This window comes from Loktanella sp. 3ANDIMAR09, from assembly GCF_001420005.1.
GTDB lineage: Bacteria > Pseudomonadota > Alphaproteobacteria > Rhodobacterales > Rhodobacteraceae > Loktanella.
In genome coordinates, this window is sequence record NZ_LJAK01000001.1 from 250872 (window position 1) to 273938 (window position 23067).

22 protein-coding genes are annotated in these 23067 nt (G+C 62.5%); 8 read left to right on the forward strand and 14 right to left on the reverse strand.

The window, feature by feature from the left end; translation table 11 throughout:
• Positions 1 to 83 precede the first annotated feature (83 nt).
• From AN189_RS19040 to AN189_RS01290, 3 genes are all read left to right on the forward strand, one after another.
• Entirely contained in the window at positions 84 to 497 is a 414-nt protein-coding gene (locus tag AN189_RS19040; protein WP_157057340.1) for a hypothetical protein, read from the forward strand.
• Between the two features lie 83 nt (positions 498 to 580).
• Entirely contained in the window at positions 581 to 763 is a 183-nt protein-coding gene (locus tag AN189_RS01285) for a hypothetical protein (RefSeq protein WP_157057341.1), read from the forward strand.
• Between the two features lie 6 nt (positions 764 to 769).
• Positions 770 to 1474, forward strand: a complete 705-nt coding sequence (locus AN189_RS01290; protein ID WP_056029804.1) for a hypothetical protein — start codon at positions 770 to 772, stop codon at positions 1472 to 1474.
• 4 nt (positions 1475 to 1478) lie between these two features.
• On the opposite strand, the gene AN189_RS01295 is transcribed toward AN189_RS01290, so the two are convergent.
• A complete protein-coding gene (locus tag AN189_RS01295) occupies positions 1479 to 2069 on the reverse strand; it encodes a L,D-transpeptidase (protein WP_056029807.1) in 591 nt (196 codons plus the stop codon).
• Between the two features lie 160 nt (positions 2070 to 2229).
• Between AN189_RS01295 and AN189_RS01300 the strand changes: the two genes are divergently transcribed.
• Complete coding sequence (locus AN189_RS01300) at positions 2230 to 2802, forward strand: CAP domain-containing protein (protein ID WP_056030672.1); 573 nt, start codon at positions 2230 to 2232, stop codon at positions 2800 to 2802.
• Here AN189_RS01300 and AN189_RS01305 read toward each other — a convergent pair.
• The 7 genes from AN189_RS01305 to AN189_RS01335 all read right to left on the reverse strand — a co-directional run bounded on the left by AN189_RS01305 (position 2799) and on the right by AN189_RS01335 (position 11025).
• Positions 2799 to 3302: a murein L,D-transpeptidase family protein gene (locus AN189_RS01305; protein WP_056029809.1), complete on the reverse strand. Its 504-nt coding sequence runs from the start codon at positions 3300 to 3302 to the stop codon at positions 2799 to 2801. The genes AN189_RS01300 and AN189_RS01305 overlap by 4 nt on opposite strands.
• A gap of 87 nt (positions 3303 to 3389) precedes the next feature.
• Positions 3390 to 4586, reverse strand: coding sequence for a class I SAM-dependent RNA methyltransferase (locus AN189_RS01310; protein WP_056029812.1), 1197 nt, complete (start codon positions 4584 to 4586; stop codon positions 3390 to 3392).
• Positions 4583 to 6415: an ABC transporter ATP-binding protein gene (locus AN189_RS01315; protein ID WP_056029815.1), complete on the reverse strand. Its 1833-nt coding sequence runs from the start codon at positions 6413 to 6415 to the stop codon at positions 4583 to 4585. The genes AN189_RS01310 and AN189_RS01315 overlap by 4 nt, the downstream gene beginning before the upstream one ends.
• Positions 6412 to 8244: an ABC transporter ATP-binding protein gene (locus tag AN189_RS01320; RefSeq protein ID WP_056029818.1), complete on the reverse strand. Its 1833-nt coding sequence runs from the start codon at positions 8242 to 8244 to the stop codon at positions 6412 to 6414. The genes AN189_RS01315 and AN189_RS01320 overlap by 4 nt, the downstream gene beginning before the upstream one ends.
• Before the next feature lie 57 nt (positions 8245 to 8301).
• Positions 8302 to 9447 carry a CCA tRNA nucleotidyltransferase gene (locus AN189_RS01325; protein ID WP_056029821.1) on the reverse strand — a complete coding sequence of 382 codons (1146 nt, stop codon included), beginning with the start codon at positions 9445 to 9447 and terminating at the stop codon, positions 8302 to 8304.
• Positions 9444 to 10040 (reverse strand): CoA pyrophosphatase, encoded by a 597-nt coding sequence (locus AN189_RS01330; protein WP_056029824.1) that lies wholly within the window; start codon positions 10038 to 10040, stop codon positions 9444 to 9446. The genes AN189_RS01325 and AN189_RS01330 overlap by 4 nt, the downstream gene beginning before the upstream one ends.
• A complete protein-coding gene (locus tag AN189_RS01335; RefSeq protein WP_056029827.1) occupies positions 10027 to 11025 on the reverse strand; it encodes an Hsp33 family molecular chaperone HslO in 999 nt (332 codons plus the stop codon). Before AN189_RS01335 ends, AN189_RS01330 begins: the two co-directional genes overlap by 14 nt.
• Before the next feature lie 76 nt (positions 11026 to 11101).
• On the opposite strand from AN189_RS01335, the gene AN189_RS01340 reads away from it, so the two are divergent.
• Together AN189_RS01340 and AN189_RS01345 are read left to right on the forward strand one after the other, a co-directional pair.
• Positions 11102 to 11536: an NUDIX hydrolase gene (locus AN189_RS01340; RefSeq protein WP_056029830.1), complete on the forward strand. Its 435-nt coding sequence runs from the start codon at positions 11102 to 11104 to the stop codon at positions 11534 to 11536.
• An 82-nt stretch (positions 11537 to 11618) separates the two neighbouring features.
• Positions 11619 to 12839, forward strand: a complete 1221-nt coding sequence (locus tag AN189_RS01345) for an argininosuccinate synthase (RefSeq protein WP_056029833.1) — start codon at positions 11619 to 11621, stop codon at positions 12837 to 12839.
• A gap of 197 nt (positions 12840 to 13036) precedes the next feature.
• Here AN189_RS01345 and AN189_RS01350 read toward each other — a convergent pair whose 3' ends face one another.
• Positions 13037 to 13735 carry a hypothetical protein gene (locus tag AN189_RS01350; protein ID WP_056029836.1) on the reverse strand — a complete coding sequence of 233 codons (699 nt, stop codon included), beginning with the start codon at positions 13733 to 13735 and terminating at the stop codon, positions 13037 to 13039.
• Positions 13732 to 14634: a D-amino acid aminotransferase gene (locus tag AN189_RS01355; RefSeq protein WP_056029838.1), complete on the reverse strand. Its 903-nt coding sequence runs from the start codon at positions 14632 to 14634 to the stop codon at positions 13732 to 13734. Before AN189_RS01355 ends, AN189_RS01350 begins: the two co-directional genes overlap by 4 nt.
• Before the next feature lie 135 nt (positions 14635 to 14769).
• Here AN189_RS01355 and msrA point away from each other — a divergent pair, with 135 nt between their 5' ends.
• The gene (gene msrA, locus AN189_RS01360) at positions 14770 to 15405 is read left to right on the forward strand and encodes a peptide-methionine (S)-S-oxide reductase MsrA (RefSeq protein WP_056029840.1); all 636 of its coding nucleotides are present in this window, start codon (positions 14770 to 14772) and stop codon (positions 15403 to 15405) included.
• Here the strand turns inward: msrA and AN189_RS01365 are convergent.
• Both AN189_RS01365 and AN189_RS01370 read right to left on the reverse strand, forming a co-directional pair.
• Positions 15402 to 16277 carry a ribokinase gene (locus AN189_RS01365; RefSeq protein WP_056029843.1) on the reverse strand — a complete coding sequence of 292 codons (876 nt, stop codon included), beginning with the start codon at positions 16275 to 16277 and terminating at the stop codon, positions 15402 to 15404. The two genes, msrA and AN189_RS01365, sit on opposite strands and share 4 nt — an antisense overlap.
• Position 16278: 1 nt before the next feature.
• Positions 16279 to 18528: an NADP-dependent malic enzyme gene (locus tag AN189_RS01370; protein WP_056029846.1), complete on the reverse strand. Its 2250-nt coding sequence runs from the start codon at positions 18526 to 18528 to the stop codon at positions 16279 to 16281.
• 116 nt (positions 18529 to 18644) lie between these two features.
• On the opposite strand from AN189_RS01370, the gene mutS reads away from it, so the two are divergent.
• Positions 18645 to 21287 (forward strand): DNA mismatch repair protein MutS, encoded by a 2643-nt coding sequence (gene mutS / locus AN189_RS01375; RefSeq protein WP_253279522.1) that lies wholly within the window; start codon positions 18645 to 18647, stop codon positions 21285 to 21287.
• A gap of 95 nt (positions 21288 to 21382) precedes the next feature.
• On the opposite strand, the gene AN189_RS01380 is transcribed toward mutS, so the two are convergent.
• Positions 21383 to 21934 (reverse strand): nucleotide exchange factor GrpE, encoded by a 552-nt coding sequence (locus tag AN189_RS01380; protein ID WP_056029852.1) that lies wholly within the window; start codon positions 21932 to 21934, stop codon positions 21383 to 21385.
• Between the two features lie 10 nt (positions 21935 to 21944).
• A complete protein-coding gene (gene hrcA / locus AN189_RS01385; protein ID WP_056029855.1) occupies positions 21945 to 23003 on the reverse strand; it encodes a heat-inducible transcriptional repressor HrcA in 1059 nt (352 codons plus the stop codon).
• Between the last annotated feature and the right edge of the window lie 64 nt (positions 23004 to 23067).

Sequence of the window (23067 nt, forward strand, 5' to 3'; positions counted from 1 at the left end):
TTGCGCATCACCTCTTAGATACTTTCTTGCTTAAAGCTCTGGCTTGGCGTCACATTCTTTCACCTCGGAACAAGGAGAGTTCAATGAAACGTCGCACGCTTCTCAAGGGCGTCATTGCAGCGCAGCTTGCGCTCGTGGCGAACCTCTCTCTTGCCGGTGCGGCCATCGCGCAATCGGCAGCATCTCGTGTCTCGCGCGCGTCGCGTCCTTCGCCAGCTTCACGCGCGACACGGCCCTCGCCCGCCTCACGCCCATCGCCGGTTTCGCGTCCCTCGCGCGTGTCGCGCCCGACCGCCCCATCGCGCGCATCGAATCCATCAACCGCCAGCCGCCCCTCTCGTCCCAGCCGATCAGAGGCACTGCTTCGCGGTCCAGAGGCCCGTGATCCGCAGCGCCGCGCGCAGGCCATCCAGTCGGTGCGGGCGGAAATGCAACGTGACGGTCTGACGACGGTCAGTGATGCGAACCTGACCAGCGTGCTGGCGGCGTTCAAATGACAAGGCGGACCTCGTTTCTGGTATTGGTCTGCGTCAGCCTTTCGGCCTGTACGGCCGGACTGCAGGAGGGACCAGATGCCGCGATGGCTGCCGCACTCGACAGCCAGCTCGACGGATTTGCGGGCACGACGATGACGGGCCTGCCGTTCACCATCGTTGATACCGCCGCATCCGACCGTCAGCTGTGTCGGGTCGTGTCGGTCGAATCCCCGACGCGATTTGATGTCGACACCTATTGCAAATCGCCCGGCGGCAGCTGGAGCTGAGGCAGGTTGCCGGACCTGCACAGCGTCGAAAACCTGCATCTCAGCGCGGCCCCGCTTGGGGTCGCGATCTACATTTCCGTACCAAGGTCTGTCCGCGCGCTCTTGGACCTGATCCTGTCGGGTTGGGTCTTCAAAAAGGCCAGCCCACCAATCGATCCGGATATCGCGATCACCTGGGATGGCAGATATGCGCTCTTGTCACCGCTCTACGCAGCCGAACGGCCGCACCGCGACATCATTGCGATCATCAATGAATTCATCGTGGCACTTGGCTATGCCATCGCGCACCAACGCCCAGATTTGCAACTGATCCATGGGGCAGGCTTTGCGCTGGCGGGACGGACAACAGTCCTGTTCGGTGCCAGAAAGACCGGGAAGTCCACTTTCGTCGGTCGGATGGCGGCACAGGGCGCAACCGTATTTGCAGACGATATCCTGCTTTGGTCGCCCAAGGAGGCCCTTTTTTACGCCGTCGGAGCATCGCCGCGCCTGCGCCGTCCCGTTCCTGACGACATTGTTGCCGGATTGGACCCGCGCGCGTTCATCGCAGGTCAGAATACATGCTACCTCAACAGCGGCCGCGTCTCGGTTGCGGCAGCCGGACAGGCATTGATGCCGGATCGCTACATCGCACTGCGCGCAGACCACACGCAAAAGACGATCCGGTTTTGGGCGATCGTGAAACAGATCGCCGCCAACCGGATCGCCTGACCCGTCACAGAACCAGAACCTGCGTGCCCAGTTTGGTCATGTTGAACAACTCGGCGATATGTTCGTTGTACAGACCGATGCAGCCGTTGGATGACCGACGCCCGATCTTGCGCGTGTCATGGGTGCCGTGGATGCGGTAATACTGCCATGTCAGCCACAGCGCATGGGTGCCCAGCGGATTGTCGGGACCGGGACCGATGTAATCGGGCCATTCGGGGTTGCGTTCCTTCATCGACGGGGTCGGACGCCAGTCAGGGCCATCGACCTTTTTGATGATCTCGGTTTCACCACGGCGGGTCAGATCGTCGGTCAGCGGCACAGAGGTGGGATACAGCTTGTAGATGCTTTCGTCCTCGCTCCAGAAATGCAGCGCCCGGCTTTGCAGGTCGACGAGGATCGCACCATTCGTCAGGCTGCCAAAGTAGGGGCGCCAGTCCAGCGAACGGAAACTGGCGACGTTGCGTGTGACGGCACTGCCACCGCGGATGTTGGCCTCCATCTCGGTGCTGTTGGCTTGCGCCAGCGCCGGCGTTGCAAGGGCGGCGGCACCCGTTGCCAGCATCGCGCGGCGCGTAATCAGGGTCGGTTTCTTCATCAAATCCACCTCGGGTTCTTATTTTGCTTTTGCTACGGATATGCGGCGCGTATCCAGCGGACAATTCAAACTTGCGTGCATTGGGCAAAGCCTTGCCGAAGCGTGTTTGATTAGCACCGCAAGCTCGCGTAACACAGAGCTGAATTTGAAGGATCACCTGATGCATCGACGCCTTGTTCTGACTGGTCTGGCCGCCGTGACACTGACCGCCTGCGCACGCGCACCGCGTGGCCGGATCGGCCCTGACGGCCTGCCGCTGCCGCAGGTCTACAATATTCAGCCCGGCGACGAGGATGACATCCAGTTTCGCATGCTGGACAGCGTGAACACCCTGCGTCGCGCCGCCGGCGTGGCACCTGTGGAACTGGACCCGCAGCTGACCGCAGCTGCTGCCACCCATGCCCGTGACATGCGGGCCCAGAACCGTCCCTGGTTGTTCGGGTCTGACGGATCGTCACCGCTGGACCGCGCGCGGATCGCCGGTTTCCAAGGACGGATTCTGGGGGAAAACATCTCTGAATCTTACGAGACAGAGCTGGAAACCCTCGCCGCCTGGATGAAGCAGGAAGACACGCGCCGTGTGGTGTTGGACCCGGCCGCGCGGCGCATGGGCCTTGCCTGGTCGCAAGAGGCAAACGGCAAGCTGTGGTGGACGATGAACATGGGTAGCGACCCGTTCGCACAGGCACCGATCGCCAGTGTCGCAGGGTTCACCCCCGCGATCACGCGCTAGGGGTAAATAAAGATCGGCGTGCCGTCGCGCACCATTGCATATATCTCTTCGATCTCGGCATTGGTGACGGCGATACAGCCCCAGGTCCAGTCGGGCTGTCCGATATACATCTCTGGCGTGCCGTGGATAAAGATATCGCCGCCCGGCGATTTGCCCATGGCGCGTGCGACCGCGATATCGCGCGCGTTCGGATAGGAAATGCCCAGCGACAGGTGAAACCGGCTGTTGGGGTTGCGGCGATTGATGCGATACGCGCCTTCGGGCGTGCGACCGTCACCTTCGACGACCTTGTGACCTTCGGGGGCAAAGCCCATTTCCATGTCGTATTGCCGCAACAATTGATTGTTGTGCAGCAATTGCAGAATGCGCTGGCCCTTGAACACCTGAACGCGTGTCACCTCTGGACCATCATAGGTCAGAAAACGCGCTGGTTTCCCGGCACAGGCTGCGAGCAATGCGCCCAGTGCCCCGAAAATGGCGAAACGTCGTGTCAGGTTCATGGCTCGTCCCCACAGGTCCGGTCTGCGCCGGTCATTCGCAACCTACGACAGCGCACGAACCTGCGCTAGCGGGCAAGCGGTGCCACATCACCCGCGTGTCAGTTGCGCCACCACTTCTGCGTGAGGTGACCAGCGGAACTGGTCCACAACCTGAACCCAGTCAACGACAAATCCCGCAGCGACCAACGTGGCGACATCCCGCCCAAAGGTGACAGGGTTGCACGACACCATCGCCACCCGGTTGATCCCGCTGGCCGCGATCGTGGCCACCTGTGCGGCAGCGCCCGCACGCGGCGGGTCGATGACAACGGCATCAAACCCCTTGAATTCGTCAGGTTCCAGCGGACGGCGGAACAGGTCGCGTGTCAGCGTGGTGACCCGTTTCAACCCGCGCGCACTGCGCCAGCCCCGATCCAGTGCGGCCAGCATCTCGGCCTCGCTCTCGACGGCCAACACCTCTGCCTGCGTGGCAAGGTCCAGCGCGAATGTCCCGCACCCGGCGAACAGATCGACGATACGATCAGCGCCTTGCAGGATCTCCTGGACCGCATCGCGCAGGGCACCCTCGCCATCGGCGGTGGCTTGCAGGAACGCGCCCGGCGGCGGCGTGACCTGCACCGGGCCAAAGGATTGCGCCGGGGATTGGATCGTCACCACGGTTTCATCGTTCCACGTCAGCCGCGCCAGCCCGCTGTTCTGCGCAAAAACCGCAAGGTCGAGGCGCAACTGGTCGGTCAACGGCTGGTCGGTGCCGATCAGCACATCCAGCCCGTTCAGGCTCTCGGTGATGGTCAGCGCGACCTCGCCCCGGCGGGACGCGGCCAGGACGGTCAACGCTTCCAGCATCGGGATCGCGGCAGACAGCGCGGGCGTGACCAGCTGGCAATCGGGCACCGCCACCAGAACATCGGACGCGCGGGCGTGAAACCCGACCATTGCACCCTTTTTCGTGCGGCGACCGGCAAATTTCGCACGCCTGCGCGATTGCGGCGGAGAGATGTGCAGGGTGCGAAACGGCGGTGTCAGCCCATGCGCGGACAGGGCGCGTTCGACGATTCCCTGTTTGAAACCAGCCACATAAGCATCAGAGGCGTGCTGCAACGCACAGCCGCCACAGGTTTTGAAATGACGGCAGGGCGGTGCGACCCGATCAACTGACGGTGTCACGATCTGCGCTGATCCATCGTCGCGCAGGGCCACGTCCTCGCCCGGCAGGGTGCGCGGGATCAGCGTGCCATCCTCGGCGCGGCCCAGTCCCAGATGCGTCATCGCGGTGATTTTCATTCAGCGGCGTCCTGTAGCGTCAAGAAGCCACCCGATTGCCTATTCCAGTAGCGCGCGTAAAGCCCATTCTGCGCCAGCAGGCTGTCATGGGTGCCTTCTTCGACGATGCGACCCTCTTCGAGCACGATGATCCGGTCCATCTGGCGCAGCGTGGACAGCCGGTGCGCAATGGCGATGACGGTCTTGCCGTCCATCACCTGATCGAGTGCGGATTGAATCGACGCCTCCACCTCGGAGTCCAGCGCGCTGGTCGCCTCGTCCAGAATGAGGATCGGCGCGTCCTTGAGGATCGCGCGGGCAATCGCGATGCGCTGCCGCTGGCCACCCGACAGTTTCACGCCGCGTTCGCCCAGATAGGCGTCGAACCCGGTGCGTCCGGCATGGTCACGCAGACCGGGGACGAAACTGGATGCCTCTGCCCGGTCAGCGGCGGCGGTCAAGGCGGCATCGTCAGCGTCCGGATTACCATAACGAATGTTGTCGCGGGCAGAGCGGTTGAACATCGACGTCTCCTGCGTGACCATCCCGATCTCGCGCCGCAGGCTTTCTTGTGTGACGTCCCGCAAATCCTGACCGTCGATCAGAATCCGACCCTTTTCCGGGTCATAGAGCCGCAGCAACAAGGCAACGAGGGTGGATTTCCCCGCGCCGGACGCACCGACGATCCCCAGTTTTTCGCCCCCGCCGACGTGCAGGGTCACGTCGCGCAGACCGCCCTGCCCACCGCCATAGGTAAAGGTGACACTGTCCAGCGCGACCGCACCGTCCGTCAGCGCCAGTGCTGCGGCATCAGGGGCATCGGTCAGGGCATGGGGTGGCGACAGCGTCTGGATCGCATCCTCGATTTCGCCCACGTTGCCGTACATCTGCATCAGGGTGAAACTGACCCATCCGGTCATCTGCGACAGCCGCAACCCGATGGTGCCCGCAATCGCGATATCGCCGGCGGTCGCAGCACCATTGGTCCACAACAGCAGCGTGATCCCGACGAGGAGGACCGGCAGCGTGCCCGCCAGTGCCATCAGGAACAGGCGAAACCATACGTTGACCCACCCATAGGCCAGCCCGGCCACGCGGAATTTTTCCATCGCGCCGATGGCGGCCCGGTCCTCGTGGTCGGCATGGGCAAACAGCTTGACCGTCTTGATGTTGGTGATCGTGTCAACGACCTGCCCGCTGACCATCGCCCGCGTGCCGGCCCGCGCCTTGGACGTGGCGCGGATTTTCGGCATGAACCCCCGGATCAGCGCGATATAGGCAACCAGCCAGATGGCCAGCAACAGGGCTGACCACAGATCAATGCCGGTCAGCAGCAGCACGGACCCCACGACCGAGGCCAGCGCATAGACCACTGTCTGCACGAAATCGACCGCCGTGTCGGTCGTCGCCCGCGCCGCCTGCATCTGCTTTTGACTGATCCGACCAGCAAAATCGTTGTCAAAGAAACTGACCGCCTGCCCCAGCGTGTGCCGGTGCAACCGCGACAGCACCAGCGTATAGATGCCCGGCCCCATCACCACGACGTTCAACAGCGCCGACAGCCCCAGCGTGATCGGCCGCGCGAGGATGAAAAACGCCACGACAGCAGCCAACAACCAGACGTTGCTGGCAAAAAATCCATCCGCGTCCGCCGCAAGCGCCCGGTCGATCACCCGGCCCAGGATCAGCGCGGAAATCACCTCGAGCGCGCCAGCCGCAATGGACAGCAACGATCCCAGACCCAGCGCACGCCCACTGCCCGCCAACGCCCAGCGCAGGAATGCGGCCAGTGAATTGGGCGGCGGTCCCTCTGCCGGGGCAAAGGCGTCGATCATCGTTTCGGGTTTCATCCGTCGTCCCCTAAAAATCCGCCTGACTGACGCGCCCAGAACTGGGCATAGCGCCCTTGCTGCGCAAGCAGGCTGTCGTGCGTGCCGTCCTCGACGATGCGCCCGTTTTCCATCACGATGATCCGGTCCATGCGCGCGATGGTCGACAGGCGGTGCGCGACGGCAATCACCGTCTTGCCGTCCATCATCGTGACCAATGCGGACTGGATCGCCGCCTCGACTTCTGAATCTAGTGCGCTGGTGGCTTCGTCCAGCACGAGGATCGGCGCATCCTTGAGAATGACGCGCGCCAGGGCGATGCGTTGCCTTTGCCCGCCGGACAATTTGACCCCGCGTTCACCCACCAGCGCGTCGTAGCCACGCCGCCCCTCGCTGTCCTGCAGCGTCAGGATGAAATCATGCGCCGCAGCCTGCCGGGCGGCGGCAATCATCGCGCCCTCGTCCGCATCGGGCCTGCCATACAGGATGTTGTCCCGCACCGACCGGTGCAACAAGGAGCTGTCTTGCTGCACCATACCGATCGCACGCCGCAGGCTGTCTTGGGTGACGTGGCGAATATCCTGTCCGTCAATCTCGATCCGGCCCTGTTCGGCGTCATAAAACCGCAACAGCAGTTTGATCAGGCTCGATTTGCCGGCCCCGGACGCGCCAACAAGGCCGACCTTTTGCCCGGCGGGAATCGTCAGATCGATCTGGTCCAGACCGCCACCGCCCCGGCCATAGTGATGGCTCAGCCCTGTGATCTGCAATGCGCCTGCGGTCATCGCCAGCGGTTTGGCATCGGGGCTATCGACCAACCGCGTGCGCTGGCCGATGGTTTCCAGACCCTCGGCCACGACGCCAAGGTTCTGGAACAAAGTCGAGACCGCCCACATGATCCAGCCGCTCATGCCGTTCAGGCGCAAGGTCAGCGCGGTGGCAGCCGCGACGACACCGGCACTGGCCAGCCCGTTCAGCCACAAAAACAGCGCATAGCCGACGACGCCGACGATCAGCCCGCCATTCAGCACCAGCAGGGCGATGTCCATGATGGAATAGAGCCGCATTTCACGCTGGAACGTGGTGCGCGCGCCCTCGATCGCGTCGCGGGCGTAGGCCACTTCCTTGTCGTGATGGGCGAACATCTTGACCGAGTGAATGTTGGTGTAACTGTCGACGACGCGGCCCGTGACCACCGACCGCGCATCGGACGCGGCCTTGGACGCAGGCCCGATGCGGCGGATCGTCCATTGCAGCAGGAACAGATAGGGCACCAGCCACAGCATCATCGGCAGGATCAGCCGCGCATCGCTGTTGCCCAGCAGGATCACCGCACCGATCAGATAGGCCAGCGCAAAGGCAATCGCATCGAACACCTGAAAGATCGCCTCGCCCGCAGCGGGTGGCGTCTGCATGATCCGGTTCGCGATGCGCCCGGCAAAGTCGTCCTCGAACCAGCCGACGGACTGGCGCAGCACCTGCCGGTGTGCGCGCCAGCGGACCAGCGTGGTGAAATTCGGCAGGATGGTGTTGTTCAGCAACGCCACCTGTGCGCCCTGCACGATGGGGCGCAGGACCAGAATGAACAGCGCCACGACGATCAGTTCAAACCCGTGATTGTCCCAGAATGCCGCGCGCCCGGTGTCCAGCAGGTCGACAAGTCGCCCCAGATAATAGATCAACCAGACCTCGACCGCGGCGACCGCCGCCGCCAGCACAGCAGTCACCGCGAACATCCGCCGAAATGGCCGCGCGTAGTCGCGCAGGAACGGGATCAGCCGCTGCGGCGGCTTATCCGTTTCGGTATAGGCAACATAGGGATCGACAAGACGCTCAAAGAAACGAAACACGGGGAACAGACCTGAGATGTGATTAGGCCCTTGGTGTCTGCCCCTTTGCCCGGGGTTTCAAGTGGCACCGCGTAGCAGGTCGTCACGTGTCAGTCTGAAACCAGACGCGATCCAGCGTGATTCGGCCTGTTTCAGGGCCTGCCCCAGCGCAGGCCCCTGCACGGCAGGCATGAAATCAGCGGCACTGACCGGCAGGGTCTGATCTGCACCAAAACGGGCGCTTTGCACCGCCTTGGGGTCGATGTCCTGACCCAGTGACGCGGCAAGGATCGCCAGTTTGTCGATCGCGATAGCAGCGCCGTGCCGATAGCCCATTTCAGCCGGGCTTGCCTGATGGCCACGCAGCGTGTCGATCATCGCCGCCTGTGCCTTGCTCAGCCTCAAACGGTCCAGCGACCCGCCCAGCGCCGCGAGGCGTCGCAGCGGATCGGGGGACAAGCCAGCGTTCTGTTCAACATGAACAAGCACAGTCAGCACGTCAGCAGCGGCCCCGGTCAACACCCGCATCAGCGCGCCACAAGCGGCCATGCTGGCGACAGCGGGGGCCGGATCGGGCGCTGCCAACAGCTTGAGCAGTTCCTGCGTGACCCGTTCGGCGGACAGGTCATCCAAGCCGTCGGCATTCATCGCGCAGGCCGCCAGACCGTCGGCGTCAATGCCCAGCGCCGGATCACCATACCAGGCGAAAAACCGGAAAAACCGCATGATACGCAGGTAATCCTCGCGGATGCGCAGCACTGGGTCACCAACAAACCGGACCCGCCCGGCCAGCGCATCGGGCACACCGCCCAAAGGATCGGCAATGGTGCCGTCCGGGCCTGCATAGAGCGCATTCATCGTGAAATCGCGGCGGCGGGCGTCCTGCGCCAGATCATCGGTGTAGGCGACGGTGGCATGCCGTCCGTCCGTGTCGATGTCGCGGCGAAACGTCGTGATCTCAAAGGGCGCACCATCCGCGATCACCGTGACGGTGCCGTGGGCGATTCCGGTGGGCACGACCTTTAGCCCCGCTGCCTGCGCCAGTGCCATCACCCGGTCGGGCCGGGCATCCGTCGTCAGATCCAGATCACTGACCGGTGCGCAGATGAGCGCGTTGCGCACGCAACCCCCGACGAACCATGCCTGATGGCCTGCCTCGGTCAGCATGGTGCAGACCGCAACCGATGCGGGCGTCGTCAGCCAGGGCGCTTCCAGCCGGGTCACGCGGCCATCCGGTCAGCCAGCGCGCGCAGGATCCGCCCCGTGGCACCCCAGATGTAATAGGGGCCATAGGGCACGGTGTAGTAATGCCGCCTGCTGCCCTGCCAACGGCGGCTTTGGACCAGAAAACGGGCGGGGTCGGTCACATGGGCCAATGGCACCTCGAACACTTCGGATACTTCGCCCGCTTCGGGACGCGGGGTGAAATCCCTGTCGATCATCCCGATCACGGGGGTCATGTCAAAACCGGTCACCGTCTCGTGGCTGGGCAAGGCACCCAGCACCCGCACCCCAGACCGTGGCAAACCGACCTCTTCCTCTGCCTCGCGCAGGGCGGCGGCGATTGCATCAGCGTCGTTGGCATCCAGCTTGCCACCCGGAAAGGCGATCTGCCCCGGATGGTGGCGCAAGGCCGCGGACCGTTTTGTAAGGATCACGGTCCCACGGGCCGGCCGCACGGCGATCAGCACGGCAGCCGGTCGCAATGTGCGGCCCGCCGGTCGCATCACATCGGGATTCAGGTCGTAATCGGTGGATGGCCGGCCCGGACGGGCCAGCGCATCCATCAGACGTGATTCCAGATCAGGCGTCGCCATCGGTTTTTTCGGCCTCGAACCCCAGCGTATCGGGCTGGAATTCGTAATGCGCGCCGCAAAACTGGCAGTCGGCGGTGACGATGCCATCGTCGGTGGTCATGGTGCCGATGTCCTTGGCCGAATAGATCGACAGGCTTTGGCGGACGCGGTCAGCCGAACAGGTGCAACCGAACGTGATGGGCTGGGCGTCATAGACGCGCGGTGCCTCTTCGTGAAACAGACGCACCAGCAGGTCTGTGGGCGCAACCGATGGCCCGATCAGTTCCAGATCGTCCACCGTATCGAGCAAGACATTCGCACGGCGCCAGTTTTCGCCCTCGTCATCCGTCAGGATATCCTCTGCTGCCAGCAACCCGCCCTCGCCGCTGCCGCCTTCACCGCTGGCAAAGGGGGACGCCTTGGGCATGTGTTGCAGCATGACGCCGCCGGCACGCCAGCGCGCGCCCTGACCTGCGTTCTGGTTCAGGCCAAATGACAGCGAAAACCGCGTCGGAATCTGTTCGGACTGGGCAAAATACGTCTCGGCGCAGGCGGACAGGCTGGTTCCGGTCAGAGGCGTGATCCCCTGGTAGGGGGCCATGCCGCTGCCCTGATCGATCAGAATGGCGAAATAACCGTCGCCGACCTGCGAAAACGGGTCTGCATGGGCATCCAGCAAATCCGCGTCATATCCGGCGTAGGCCCGCATCCGGGCGGGTTCGCCGTCCTCGGTCGGGCCATAGTAATCGGTGGCGATCAGGCGGGCGGCACCTGATGACCGCACCTGCAACGACAGCTTCCATTCCAGTTTCATCGTCTGACCGATCAACGCGGTCAGCAGGGCCATTTCGGCAACCAATGCCTCGATCACCGGAGGATAGTCGTGCTGTTTCAGGACCGCGTCCAGAACACCGTCCAGGCGCGCAACGCGGCCCCGGATGTCGGACGCATCCAGCGTGAATGGCAGAACGGTGTCGTCCCAGGCGATCTGAGAGCCTAAGGTCATGGGCTTTCCTAACTTGTGCGGAATTGGCATATCGGGTCCATATAGTCACGGCAAGCAATGGTCCAAGGGGGCGACGATGATCCGCAGATACGGGACACCCCCGAAACATAACGTGCGCTATGGTCTGCGCCCCGGTGCCTATGTGATCTTGCCGCGCGACGGGATGCTGTTGCTGACCTGGCAGGGCGACCCGCATAACGAATTGCAACTGCCCGGCGGCGGCATCGATCCGGGCGAAACCCCCATTCAGGCATTGCACCGCGAGGTGTTCGAGGAAACTGGCTGGCGCATCGCCAAACCCCGCCGTCTGGGGGCGTTTCGCCGGTTCACATGGATGCCCGAATACAAACGCCACGCGGAAAAACTGTGTCATATCTTCGTGGCGCGCCCGACCTTGCGGATCGGCAACCCGGTCGAACCCGACCACACCGCCGTCTGGGTCAGCCCCAGCGACGCGCTGGGGATGCTGGCAAACGACGGGGATGCCGCGTTTTTGCGGGATGTCATCTGACCGGGCACGGCGCAAACCTTGCCCCGCCCCCCAAATCGCAGTATCGCGCTGGACCAACGCTCACGTTGCAAAGGCCCTTACCATGACCGCGCCCAAGAAAGTCGTCCTCGCCTATTCCGGCGGTCTGGACACATCGATCATCCTCAAATGGCTGAAAACCGAATACGGCTGCGAGGTCGTGACCTTTACCGCTGACCTCGGTCAGGGTGAGGAACTGGAACCCGCCCGCAAGAAGGCCGAGGATATGGGTGCCTCCAGCATCTATATCGAGGACCTGCGCGAAGAATTCGTGCGCGATTTCGTGTTCCCGATGTTCCGCGCCAATGCCGAATACGAGGGGCTGTATCTGCTGGGCACATCCATCGCGCGCCCGCTGATTTCAAAGCGTCTGGTCGAGATTGCAGCGGCCGAAGGTGCCGATGCCGTGGCCCACGGTGCAACCGGCAAGGGCAACGATCAGGTGCGGTTCGAAATCGCGGCCTACGCCCTGAACCCCGATATCAAGGTCATCGCCCCCTGGCGCGAATGGGACCTGACAAGCCGCACCAAGCTGCTGGAATTTGCCGAAGCGCACCAGATTCCTGTCGCCAAGGACAAGCGCGGCGAGGCGCCGTTCAGCGTGGATGCCAACCTGCTGCACACCTCGTCCGAGGGCAAGGTGCTGGAGGACCCCGCGATCGAGGCCCCCGATTACGTCTATCAGCGCACCGTCGCACCAGAGGACGCCCCTGACACGCCCGAAATGGTGGAAATCACCTTTGAGCGTGGCGATGCGGTCGCGATCAACGGCGAGGCAATGTCCCCCGCCACGATCCTGACCAAGCTGAACGAATTGGGCGGCAAGCATGGCGTGGGTCGTCTCGACCTGGTGGAAAACCGGTTCGTCGGCATGAAATCCCGCGGTATCTACGAAACCCCGGGCGGCACCATCCTGCTGGAGGCCCACCGCGGCATCGAACAGATCACACTGGACAGCGGTGCGGGCCACCTCAAGGACAGCATCATGCCCCGCTACGCAGAGCTGATCTACAACGGGTTCTGGTTCTCGCCAGAGCGTGAAATGCTGCAAGCGCTGATCGACAAGAGCCAGGAACACGTGCAGGGCACCGTCCGCGTGAAACTGTACAAGGGTTCGGTCAACACCGTCGCCCGCTGGTCCGATGCCTCGCTTTATTCAGAGGCGCATGTGACGTTCGAGGACGACGCCGGTGCCTATGACCAGACTGATGCGCAGGGTTTCATCCAGCTGAACGCACTGCGTCTGAAACTGCTCGCTGCACGCGCACGACGGTTGAAAAAGTAGAACGAAACAACCCGCCCCGGTTCGCACCGGGGCGGGCTTAAAAAATTACTCGTTAACGCCGGGCCTGGCGATACTGGTTAAAACAATACTCACTATCCTGCCCGGATATCTGAAACATTTCAGGTCGCATGCAACCGTGGCGACCATTCGTGAACAGCCACGAGGCGCATCCGGGCAAAGTTTCAGGGGCAGACAAATTATTTCAGTCGACGGGAAAACAGCCTGTCGTAATGAGGCATTGCGCGGGCTGCGAGGGCTGCTGCATCGCCCGTCAGGTCCGGCAAGGCCTGCTCTGCCGCGGCAAACCCGGTGCTGGCATGAACCGCACCATACCAATGCGGGGCCCATGCGCCGTCATCAGGGTGGCCGCCTGCGGGCCAGGACCGCATCGCAGGATCAAAATCCAGACCGATCGCGCCACACAATTTGCGCAACATGGATTCGGGATCTGCCCGGATATCGGCACTGTCGATAACGATCCCGCCAATCCGGTCGAACAAGGCCGTCTGCGCGGCAAACCCGATATCGTCATCCGTGGCGCTGTCGCGTTTTGCGCCGTAGCTGGCGACGACCCGCGCGGGATGGCGGATCAGGTGAACATTCACGCAATCCGACACCCAGTCCAACGGCATCCCGTCCATGTGATGCGGCATGTGTTTCATGTAGAAATGGGGCTTGTTATCCGGGATCGGCCCGGCGCAGCGCGCAGCAACACGGGCCGGATCGGTTTCATGCGCCGCCAGAATGACATCGCGCATCGGATGGTCCGCCCCCGTCCGCGCGAGGTAGGGCGCATAGAATGGTTCATCCCAGACCGCGAAATCCGGCCGGGCACCAAAGCTGTACATCATTGCCGTCGACAGGTTGCGCGGCCCGGACCACATCGCGATTTTCATGCCGCCGCCACCAGTGCCTTGTACAACCCCCTGATCCGTGTCGTCACCGGGCCCAGCTGCCCGCTGCCGATCACCCGCCCGTCGATCATGCCAACGGGCGTCTGCGCACCAAAGGTACCCGTCAGGAACGCCTCGTCCGCGCCATAGGTGTCCACCAGCGAATAATTGCGTTCAAACACCGGAATGCCATCCGCCCGGCACACGTCGATCACCTTTTGCCGGGTGATGCCGTTCATGCAGTAATCACCGGTGCTGGTCCAAACCGCCCCCTTGCGCACGATAAAGAAATTGCAGGCGTTGGTGGTGTTCACGAAACCATGCACATCCAGCATCAGCGCTTCGTCCGCGCCCGCCTTTTGTGCCGCGATGCAGGCCAGAATGCAGTTCAGCTTGGAATGGCTGTTCAGCTTGGGGTCCTGGGTCATTGGCAGACCGCGTTGGTGCGGCACCGTCGCCAGATTGATCGGGCGCGGGATGGACGGTTTGGAATGTTCCATGATGATGACCATGGTCGGACCCGACTGCGACAGCGACGGGTGCTGGAACGGGCGCACCTTGACCCCGCGCGTGATCATCAGCCGTGCGTGCGCGTCGGTGGTCATGGCGTTGGCGCGGCGCGTGTCCTCGAGTGCGGCAATCACGCCGGCACGGTCCATCCCGATATCCAGATCAATCGCCTTTGCGGCCTCGAACAGGCGGTCCAGATGATCGTCCAGAAAGGCCCAGCGCCCGTCATAAAGGCGCAAACCTTCCCAGATACCGTCACCCAGCATGAAACCGCTGTCATAGACGCTGACCGTGGCCTCGGCCTTGGGCCTCAGATGGCCATCGACCCAGATCAGGATGTCATTGTTGCGCAGATCCTCTTCGGATTGATGGGTCGACACCTCGGGGGGCATTGAAATTCCTTCCATTTTTTAGCGACGCTAGGCCGATCTTTCACACGGGTAAAGACCGCGTGAGGACGCAGCGACAGCATTGCGCAGGGACTGTGCGCCGTTGCACGGTCGGGCGACTTTGCGAGGGGGAAAGTAATGTTCAAACGTCTGATCACCGCCGTGATCTGTGCACTGGGTCTGACGACCGGGGCACAGGCGCAGGCGACGCATACCGCCATCGTTGCCGGTGGCTGTTTCTGGTGTGTCGAGGCTGATTTCGAAAAGGTGCGCGGTGTCGGTGATGTCGTGTCAGGCTACACCGGCGGCACGACGGCGAACCCGACCTATAATGCTGTCGTACGTGGCGGGACCGGCCACTACGAGGCGGTATTCATCCCGTTCGACCCGAATGTGATCAGCTACCGCGAAATCATCGACCTGTTCTTGCGCAGCATCGACCCGCTGGATGCCGGTGGGCAATTCTGCGACCGTGGCGACAGCTATCGCAGCGCCATATTTGCGCTGAACCAGCAACAGGCGAACGAGGCGACGGCAGCGATCAACGCAGCCCAGCGCCAGTTGCACCGACAGATCGTCACGCCTGTTCTGCCCGCCAGCACGTTTTATCGCGCCGAGGCCTATCATCAGGACTACTACAAGAGCGAAGGCCTCAAGATCACGCGCGGCGGCGTGAAAACCAAGATGGGAGCCTATGAATATTATCGCCGGGGCTGCGGCCGCGATGCGCGCGTGGCGCAGATCTGGGGCGCGGATGCGCCCTTTGTCCACTAGCTGCCGTCAAGCATCATATCCTGGACCTCCTTGAGGTCCGGGATCACGTCCGCGGTGCCGTGGCGTTGCACCATCAGCGCACCGGCCCGCATCGCGACACCGATCGCCTGCGCCATGGGCTGCCCGCGATCCAGTCCGGCCAGTGTGTAGCCGGTAAACGTGTCGCCGGCCCCGGTGGTATCGACCGGATCGACCGGGATCGCGTCAAAATGCTGTTTGCCCGCGCGACTGTACCAATCGGCCCCGTCCGCCCCCAGGGTAACGATCACGTCGGCCACGCCCAGCGCATCCGGCGTCAGGCCCGTCACATCCTGTAGCTGCTGCGCCTCGACCGCGTTCAGAAACAACAGATCCAGCGCCGGCAGAACCGCCTGCACGCGGTCCGCATCAAAGGGTGCGGCCGCATAAGCGATGCGCAACCCCATCTTGCGCCCCAGTTCGGCGGCGGTGCGTTGCAGGTTGGTTTCGTTCTGGATCAGCAGCCAGTCGCCTGTTTCCGCCTCGGACAGGGCTTCTTGCAGGATGGACTGCGGAATGACCTCGTTGGCACCGGGGGACAGGACGATCATGTTTTCACCCTGAAGATCGACAACAATCAGCGCCTGCGTGGTATCCGCATCGACCCGCGCAATGAACCGCGTGTCGACCCCGTATTCCATCAGCCTGTCGACGCACCATTCACCATCGTCACCCACAGCACCGATGTGATGCACGGTGGCGCCTGCGCGGGCACCGGCGACAGACATGTTCGTGCCCTTGCCGCCGAGAAACAACGCGTGATCGGTGGCCGACAGTGTTTCGCCCGCCTGCGGGATATGCGGCACCGCATAGACGTGATCCGCGTTGATTGATCCCAGGTTCCAAATAGCCATGTCAGGCAATCTTTCCGGCGGCGATCACCGCCATGTTCAAAATGTCATTGACCGAGGATACGGTGGAACAGATCTGAACGGGTTTTCCAACCCCCGACAGGATCGGGCCGATGACTGTCGCGCCACCCATTTCTTGCATCAGCTTGACGCTGATCGAGGCGGAATGCCGCGCGGGCACCACCAGCACATTGGCAGGACCCGTCAGGCGACTGAACGGATAGGCCGCTGCCGCAAGCGGGTTCAGCGCCACATCCACCGTCATTTCGCCTTCGTATTCGAAATCGACACCGCGACGGTCCAGCACCTCGGGGGCGCGGTGCATCTTGTCCGCGCGTTCCGATTTCGGGTAGCCAAAGGTCGAAAAGCTGCAGAACGCGACACGCGGTTCCAGACCAAAGCCGCGCGCGACCTGCGCGGCACGGGTCGCGATATCGGCCAGATCTTCTTCGTTCGGCCATTCCTGCACCAGCGTATCGGCAATCAGTACAATGCGGCCCCGGTTCAGCAGGGCCGTCACGCCGACAGCACCATCCTGCGGTTTCGCGTCAAAGACATGGCCGATCAGTTCCAGCACCTGCGCGGATTTGCGCGTGGCCCCAGTCACCATCCCGTCGGCATGACCATGCGCCAGCATCAGCGCGGCAAAGACATGCCGGTCACGCGCGGCCAGCCGGTGCACGTCCTGACGGTCATGGCCCTGACGTTGCAGGCGGGCGTAGAGAAACGATTTGTAGGTTTCCAGATGTTCCGTGTTGGCCGCATTGACGATCGTCAGCTCGCCAATCGCGTCATCCAGTTTTTCGGCGCGCAACAGCGCTTCGACATCGCGGGTCCGCCCCACCACCAGCGCACGGCCTAGGCCCTGCCGCTGATAGGCGATGGCCGCACGGATGACGCGCGGGTCGTCGCCTTCGGCAAAGACCAGCGTCGATCGGGCACTGCGTGCGCGCGCATAGAGCCCGCGCAGAATGTTCGCCGTGGGGTCCATCCGTGCCGTCAGCGTCGCGACGTAGCTGTCCATGTCGATGATCGGACGGCGTGCAACACCGGTATCCATGCCGGCCTTCGCAACCGCCGGGGGGATGCGACTGATCAGCCGCGGATCGAATGGCGTGGGGATGATATAATCGCGACCAAAGGTCAGTTTGCGCCCATAGGCGGCTGTCACCTCGTCGGACACGTCTTCTCGGGCCATTTGCGCAAGCGCATGGGCGCAGGCGATTTTCATCTCGTCATTGATCGCACGGGCGTGAATATCCAGCGCGCCGCGGAACAGATAAGGAAAACACAGCACGTTGTTGATCTGGTTGGGATAATCACTGCGGCCCGTTGCCACGATCGCATCATCACGGACGGCGTGCGCCTCTTCTGGGGTGATTTCGGGATCGGGGTTCGCCATGGCAAAGATCACCGGGTTTGGTGCCATGCTTTCGACCATGTCCTGCGTCACGGCACCCTTGGCCGATACCCCCAGAAAGACATCGGCACCCTTCATGGCTTCTGTCAGTGTCCGTGCATCCGTGGTCGCGGCATGGGCCGATTTCCACTGGTTCATCCCCTCGGTCCGGCCCTGATAGATCACACCTTTGGTGTCGCACATGATGCAGTTGTTGTGCTGCGCGCCCATCGCCTTGAGCAATTCAAGGCAGGCAATCCCCGCCGCCCCCGCACCGTTCAGCACGATGCGCACATCCTCGATCTTTTTGCCGGACAAATGCAGCGCGTTCAGCAGACCGGCGGCACAAATCACCGCCGTGCCGTGCTGATCGTCGTGGAAAACAGGGATATCCATTTCCTCTTTCAGCCGCTGCTCGATGATGAAACATTCCGGCGCCTTGATATCCTCGAGGTTGATCCCCCCGAAACTGGGCCCCATCAGCCGGACCGCGTTGCAGAACGCATCCGCGTCCTCTGTATCCAGTTCCAGATCGATGGAATTGACGTCGGCGAACCGTTTGAACAGGACGGATTTCCCCTCCATCACCGGTTTCGACGCCAGCGCGCCCAGGTTTCCCAGCCCAAGCACAGCCGTGCCGTTGGAAATGACGGCGACCAGATTGCCCTTGTTGGTGTAATCATAGGCCAACGCCGGATTGGCGTGGATTTCCTCGCAGGGGATGGCCACACCCGGAGAATAGGCCAGCGACAAATCCCGCTGCGTGGTCATCGGGACCGTTGCATTGATTTCCCATTTGCCCGGTGTGGGTTGCAGGTGAAACGCCAGCGCGTCTTCTCTTGTTACTTTGGCCATGAATATCCCCTCCGGTCAGGCGGCCACGTTAGACAGGCCCGCGAATTGGCTCAACCGCTGCTTTCATGGTCCGGCGCGCAATGTTAGGGTTTAACGCTACCAGCGCCGAGGGTTCGATGTCCGACACAGTTACGCCGATGATGGCGCAATACCTGGAACTGAAACATCAGTATCAGGACGCGATCCTGTTCTACCGGATGGGCGATTTCTACGAGATGTTCTTTGACGACGCGGTGCAGGCCGCCGCGGCACTGGACATTGCCCTGACGAAACGCGGCAAACACGACGGGGCCGATATCCCGATGTGCGGCGTGCCTGTGCATTCCGCCGAAAGCTATCTGCTGACTCTGATCCGCAAGGGGTTCCGCGTGGCCGTCTGCGAACAGATGGAAAGCCCGGCAGAAGCAAAAAAGCGCGGATCGAAATCCGTGGTGAAACGCGACGTGGTCCGATTGGTCACCCCCGGCACGCTGACCGAGGACAGCCTGCTGGACGCCCGGCGGCACAACTATCTGGCGGCGATTGCGCAGGTGCGCGACGACACCGCGATGGCATGGGTCGATATCTCGACCGGTGTGCTGCGGGTGATGACCTGCCCGGTGGTGGCGCTCGCCCCCGAACTGGCGCGGCTCGCCGCCAAGGAAGTGCTGATCGCGGACGGGACAGAAGACAGTTTTCGATCCCTGATCGAGGACGCGGGCGCCAGCCTGACAACGCTGGGCCGCGCGGCATTTGACAGCACAAGCGGTGACAAACGCCTGTGCGACCTGTTCCGGGTCGGGTCACTGGATGCGTTCGGTGCATTCACACGGGCCGAGGTGGCAGCCCTCGCAGGGGTGACGGAATACCTCGACATCACGCAAAAGGGACAGCTTCCGCTGCTACGCCCGCCGGTGCAGGAAAACCGCGCCGCCAGCATGCAGATCGACGCTGCAACACGCCGGTCCCTGGAACTGACCCACGCGCTGTCAGGCGGTCGTACCGGATCGCTGCTGGATGCCATCGACCAGACCGTAACAGCGGCAGGCGCGCGTCTGCTGGAACGGCGCCTGTCTGCGCCATCCCGACGATTGGACGTGATCACAGCACGTCAGGACGCGGTCGCGGCTCTGGTGGACGACCCTGCCCTGACCGAGGATATCCGCGATCATCTGCGCGGGACCCATGATCTTGACCGCGCATTGTCACGCCTCGCACTTGATCGTGGCGGCCCCCGCGACATGGCTGCGATCCGCAACACGATCGAAAGCGCCCGGCGGCTTGAACAGACACTGAACAGGGCAGATCTGCCAAATCTGCTGGCCGAAGCCCAATCAGGTCTGACCGGGCATGATGCAATTCATGCCCTGCTGGATGCAGCCCTTGTGGCGGACCCGCCGCTTTTGGCGCGTGACGGCGGTTTTATCGCCCCCGGCTATGACGCCAATCTGGACGAAGCGCGCAAACTGCGTGACGAAGGCCGCAGTGTCATTGCGGCAATGCAGGCGGAATTCATCGCAACAACGGGCATCAACGCACTGAAGATAAAGCATAACAATGTGCTTGGGTACTTTATCGAGGTGACCGCCACCCATGCCGACCGCATGATGGCACCCCCCTTGTCGGACACGTTCATCCACCGTCAGACCACCGCTAATCAGGTCCGTTTCACAACCGTCGCGCTAAACGAAATCGAGAGCCGCATTCTCAACGCCGGATCAGAGGCGCTGGAAATCGAAAAAAGGCTCTATGCAAGCCTTTCAGAGTCTATTCTTGCCGAACAGGCGCATCTGGGGCAATTGTCTCGCGCGCTGGCAGAATGTGATCTTGCGGCAGGTCTTGCCCATCTTGCACGACGCGAGGCGTGGGTCAGACCGGACATCGACGACAGCCGCGCCTTCACGATCGAGGGCGGTCGTCACCCTGTGGTCGAGGCCGCACTGATGCGCGCGGGCCAGCCCTTCGTGGCCAATGGCTGCAATCTGACAGATACGCCGATCTGGCTGCTGACCGGACCAAACATGGCCGGCAAATCGACATTCCTGCGCCAGAACGCGCTGATCGCCGTATTGGCGCAGATGGGGGCATTCGTGCCAGCAGCCAGCGCGCAGATCGGCATCGTGAGCCAGATCTTCAGCCGGGTCGGTGCATCCGACGATCTGGCCCGTGGTCGGTCGACCTTCATGGTGGAAATGGTGGAAACCGCCGCGATCCTGAATCAGGCTGACGATCGGGCACTGGTCATCCTGGACGAAATCGGCCGCGGCACGGCGACATATGACGGTCTGTCCATCGCATGGGCCACGCTGGAACACCTGCATGACGTCAACCGCTGCCGTGCCCTGTTCGCCACCCACTACCACGAGATGAGCAGCCTGTCCGCCAAACTAGCAGGGGTCGATAATGCGACCGTCAGCGTCAAGGAATGGGACGGCGACGTGATCTTTCTGCACGAGGTGAAAAAAGGCACGGCCGACCGCAGTTACGGCGTTCAGGTCGCACGGCTGGCCGGCTTGCCCCCCGCCGTCGTCGCCCGCGCCAAGGTCGTGCTCGAGGCACTGGAAAAAGGCGAACGCGAAGGTGGTGGCGCGCGCAAGGCCGTCATCGACGACCTGCCGTTGTTCGCCGCCGCCCCACCTGCCCCCGCCCCTGCACCACCACAGGCCACATCGCAGGTCGAGGACCGTTTGCGCGCGATTCTACCTGATGAGCTGACGGCACGCGATGCGCTGGCGCTGATCTATGACCTCAAGACGATGCTGACGCCCGACGCGGACTGACCTGCGCCTGCATCATCTTGCCAGAAATACTCGGGGGTCCGGGGGCAACGCCCCCGGTCGGTCGGCCCGGCCGTCAGGCCGGGTCGAAACAGGCGTCAGCCTGCCGTGTTCGACGAAACACCGACCTGTGCGGGGCGCAGCAGTCGGTCGTGCAACATGAAACCTTCGGTGGACACATCGATGATGTCACCAGCCTTTGTGCCGGGCAAAGGTGCCTCGAACATCGCCTGATGCACATTCGGGTCGAATTTGTCGCCGACCTCTGGCGTGATCGGGTCGATACCGTGTTTCTTGAACACGGAAATCAGCTCGCGCATGGTCAGTTCGACACCTTCCAGCAGGGCCGCATTCACGGCCTTGTCGGTGTCGGCGGTGGATTTCAGCGCACGGCGCAGGTTGTCGTAAACCGGCAGCAGGTCGCGGGCCAGTTTCGACCCACCATAATTTTCGGCCTCACGACGATCACGATCGGCGCGTTTGCGGGTGTTTTCGGCATCTGCCAGCGCGCGCATCCACTTGTCGCGGAATTCGTCGCGCTCTGCCTCGATGTCAGCGATCCGGGCAAGCGTTTCATCACCTTGCGCGTCCAGCTCATCGCCCTCTGCTGCAAGCTCATCCAGGCTCATCGGTTCGTCTTGGTCGGCCATATTTTTTCCTTCAGGAGCGGTCGGCGATCATCTGTCCGACACGCTGTGCGGTGTAGTTCACAATGGGCACGATGCGCCCGTAATTCAGTCGCGTTGGACCAATGACGCCGACAGCGCCAATGATCTTACGGTCGGCGTTCATATACGGTGAAACGACCAAAGAGGAACCCGAAAGCGAAAAAAGTTTGTTCTCGGAACCGATAAAGATCCGGACGCCGTCACCTTGGTCCGCCAGCTCGAGGAACTGGGCGATATCACGTTTGCGTTCGAGGTCGTCGAACAGGCTGCGGATGCGGTCAATGTCGCCCGTATCCTCGCCCAACAGGTTGCCGCGGCCCCGTACGATCAACCGTTCATTCGATTCGCCTTCGTTTTCCCACAGCACGGCACCGGACTGCACCAGCTCTGCGGCCAGCCTGTCGATTTCCTGCCGGCGGGCCTTGATCTCGCGTTCAATCACGGCACCCAATGTCGACAGCGTCTGGCCCTCGGCGATGGCATTCAGAAAATTGGCAGCCTCGCGCATGGACGACGGGGTCTGTCCCGGAGGCGGCGTGAACAGGCGGTTTTCGACGTGACCATCGGCGAACACCAGAACAACCAGCGCACGGGTCGCAGACAGCGACACGAATTCGATGTGCTTGATCGGGGCCTCGTGTTTCGGGGTCAGCACCAGACTTGCGACCTGTGTCACACCGGACAGGGCCGATCCGACGCGATCGAGGACCGATCCGACATCGGTATCACGGTCCGTCAGCGTCTGATCGATCAGATCGCGATCAGACCCGTTGAGTTCGTTCACCTCGAGCAGGCCATCCACGAACATGCGCAGGCCGACCTGCGTGGGCACCCGACCTGCACTGACATGCGGGCTGCCCAGCAGGCCAAGGTATTCCAGATCATTCATCACGTTGCGGATCGTGGCCGCGCTGACCTGTTCTGTCATGGTCCGCGTCAGGGTCCGTGAACCGACAGGGGCCCCCGTTTCGAGGTAGCCCTCGACGATGCGCCGGAACACCTCGCGCGAGCGGGCGTTCAAGTCGTCGAATTGCGGTGGTGACTGGGTCATTTTTTTCCGGTCTCAGGCGATGGGGACTTTGGTCAAACAGACGGGTCGCGTCAACGGGACTTGG

What these genes read in the sequence shown, in the direction of transcription:
- AN189_RS19040 (WP_157057340.1), top strand. Translation starts at nt 84, where the DNA reads ATGAAACGTCGCACGCTTCTCAAGGGCGTCATTGCAGCGCAGCTTGCG.
- AN189_RS01285 (WP_157057341.1), top strand. Translation starts at nt 581, where the DNA reads ATGGCTGCCGCACTCGACAGCCAGCTCGACGGATTTGCGGGCACGACG.
- AN189_RS01295 (WP_056029807.1), bottom strand. Translation starts at nt 2,069, where the DNA reads ATGAAGAAACCGACCCTGATTACGCGCCGCGCGATGCTGGCAACGGGT.
- AN189_RS01300 (WP_056030672.1), top strand. Translation starts at nt 2,230, where the DNA reads ATGCATCGACGCCTTGTTCTGACTGGTCTGGCCGCCGTGACACTGACC.
- AN189_RS01305 (WP_056029809.1), bottom strand. Translation starts at nt 3,302, where the DNA reads ATGAACCTGACACGACGTTTCGCCATTTTCGGGGCACTGGGCGCATTG.
- AN189_RS01310 (WP_056029812.1), bottom strand. Translation starts at nt 4,586, where the DNA reads ATGAAAATCACCGCGATGACGCATCTGGGACTGGGCCGCGCCGAGGAT.
- AN189_RS01315 (WP_056029815.1), bottom strand. Translation starts at nt 6,415, where the DNA reads ATGAAACCCGAAACGATGATCGACGCCTTTGCCCCGGCAGAGGGACCG.
- AN189_RS01330 (WP_056029824.1), bottom strand. Translation starts at nt 10,040, where the DNA reads ATGGCGACGCCTGATCTGGAATCACGTCTGATGGATGCGCTGGCCCGT.
- AN189_RS01335 (WP_056029827.1), bottom strand. Translation starts at nt 11,025, where the DNA reads ATGACCTTAGGCTCTCAGATCGCCTGGGACGACACCGTTCTGCCATTC.
- AN189_RS01340 (WP_056029830.1), top strand. Translation starts at nt 11,102, where the DNA reads ATGATCCGCAGATACGGGACACCCCCGAAACATAACGTGCGCTATGGT.
- AN189_RS01345 (WP_056029833.1), top strand. Translation starts at nt 11,619, where the DNA reads ATGACCGCGCCCAAGAAAGTCGTCCTCGCCTATTCCGGCGGTCTGGAC.
- AN189_RS01350 (WP_056029836.1), bottom strand. Translation starts at nt 13,735, where the DNA reads ATGAAAATCGCGATGTGGTCCGGGCCGCGCAACCTGTCGACGGCAATG.
- AN189_RS01355 (WP_056029838.1), bottom strand. Translation starts at nt 14,634, where the DNA reads ATGCCCCCCGAGGTGTCGACCCATCAATCCGAAGAGGATCTGCGCAAC.
- msrA (WP_056029840.1), top strand. Translation starts at nt 14,770, where the DNA reads ATGTTCAAACGTCTGATCACCGCCGTGATCTGTGCACTGGGTCTGACG.
- AN189_RS01365 (WP_056029843.1), bottom strand. Translation starts at nt 16,277, where the DNA reads ATGGCTATTTGGAACCTGGGATCAATCAACGCGGATCACGTCTATGCG.
- AN189_RS01370 (WP_056029846.1), bottom strand. Translation starts at nt 18,528, where the DNA reads ATGGCCAAAGTAACAAGAGAAGACGCGCTGGCGTTTCACCTGCAACCC.
- mutS (WP_253279522.1), top strand. Translation starts at nt 18,645, where the DNA reads ATGTCCGACACAGTTACGCCGATGATGGCGCAATACCTGGAACTGAAA.
- AN189_RS01380 (WP_056029852.1), bottom strand. Translation starts at nt 21,934, where the DNA reads ATGGCCGACCAAGACGAACCGATGAGCCTGGATGAGCTTGCAGCAGAG.
- hrcA (WP_056029855.1), bottom strand. Translation starts at nt 23,003, where the DNA reads ATGACCCAGTCACCACCGCAATTCGACGACTTGAACGCCCGCTCGCGC.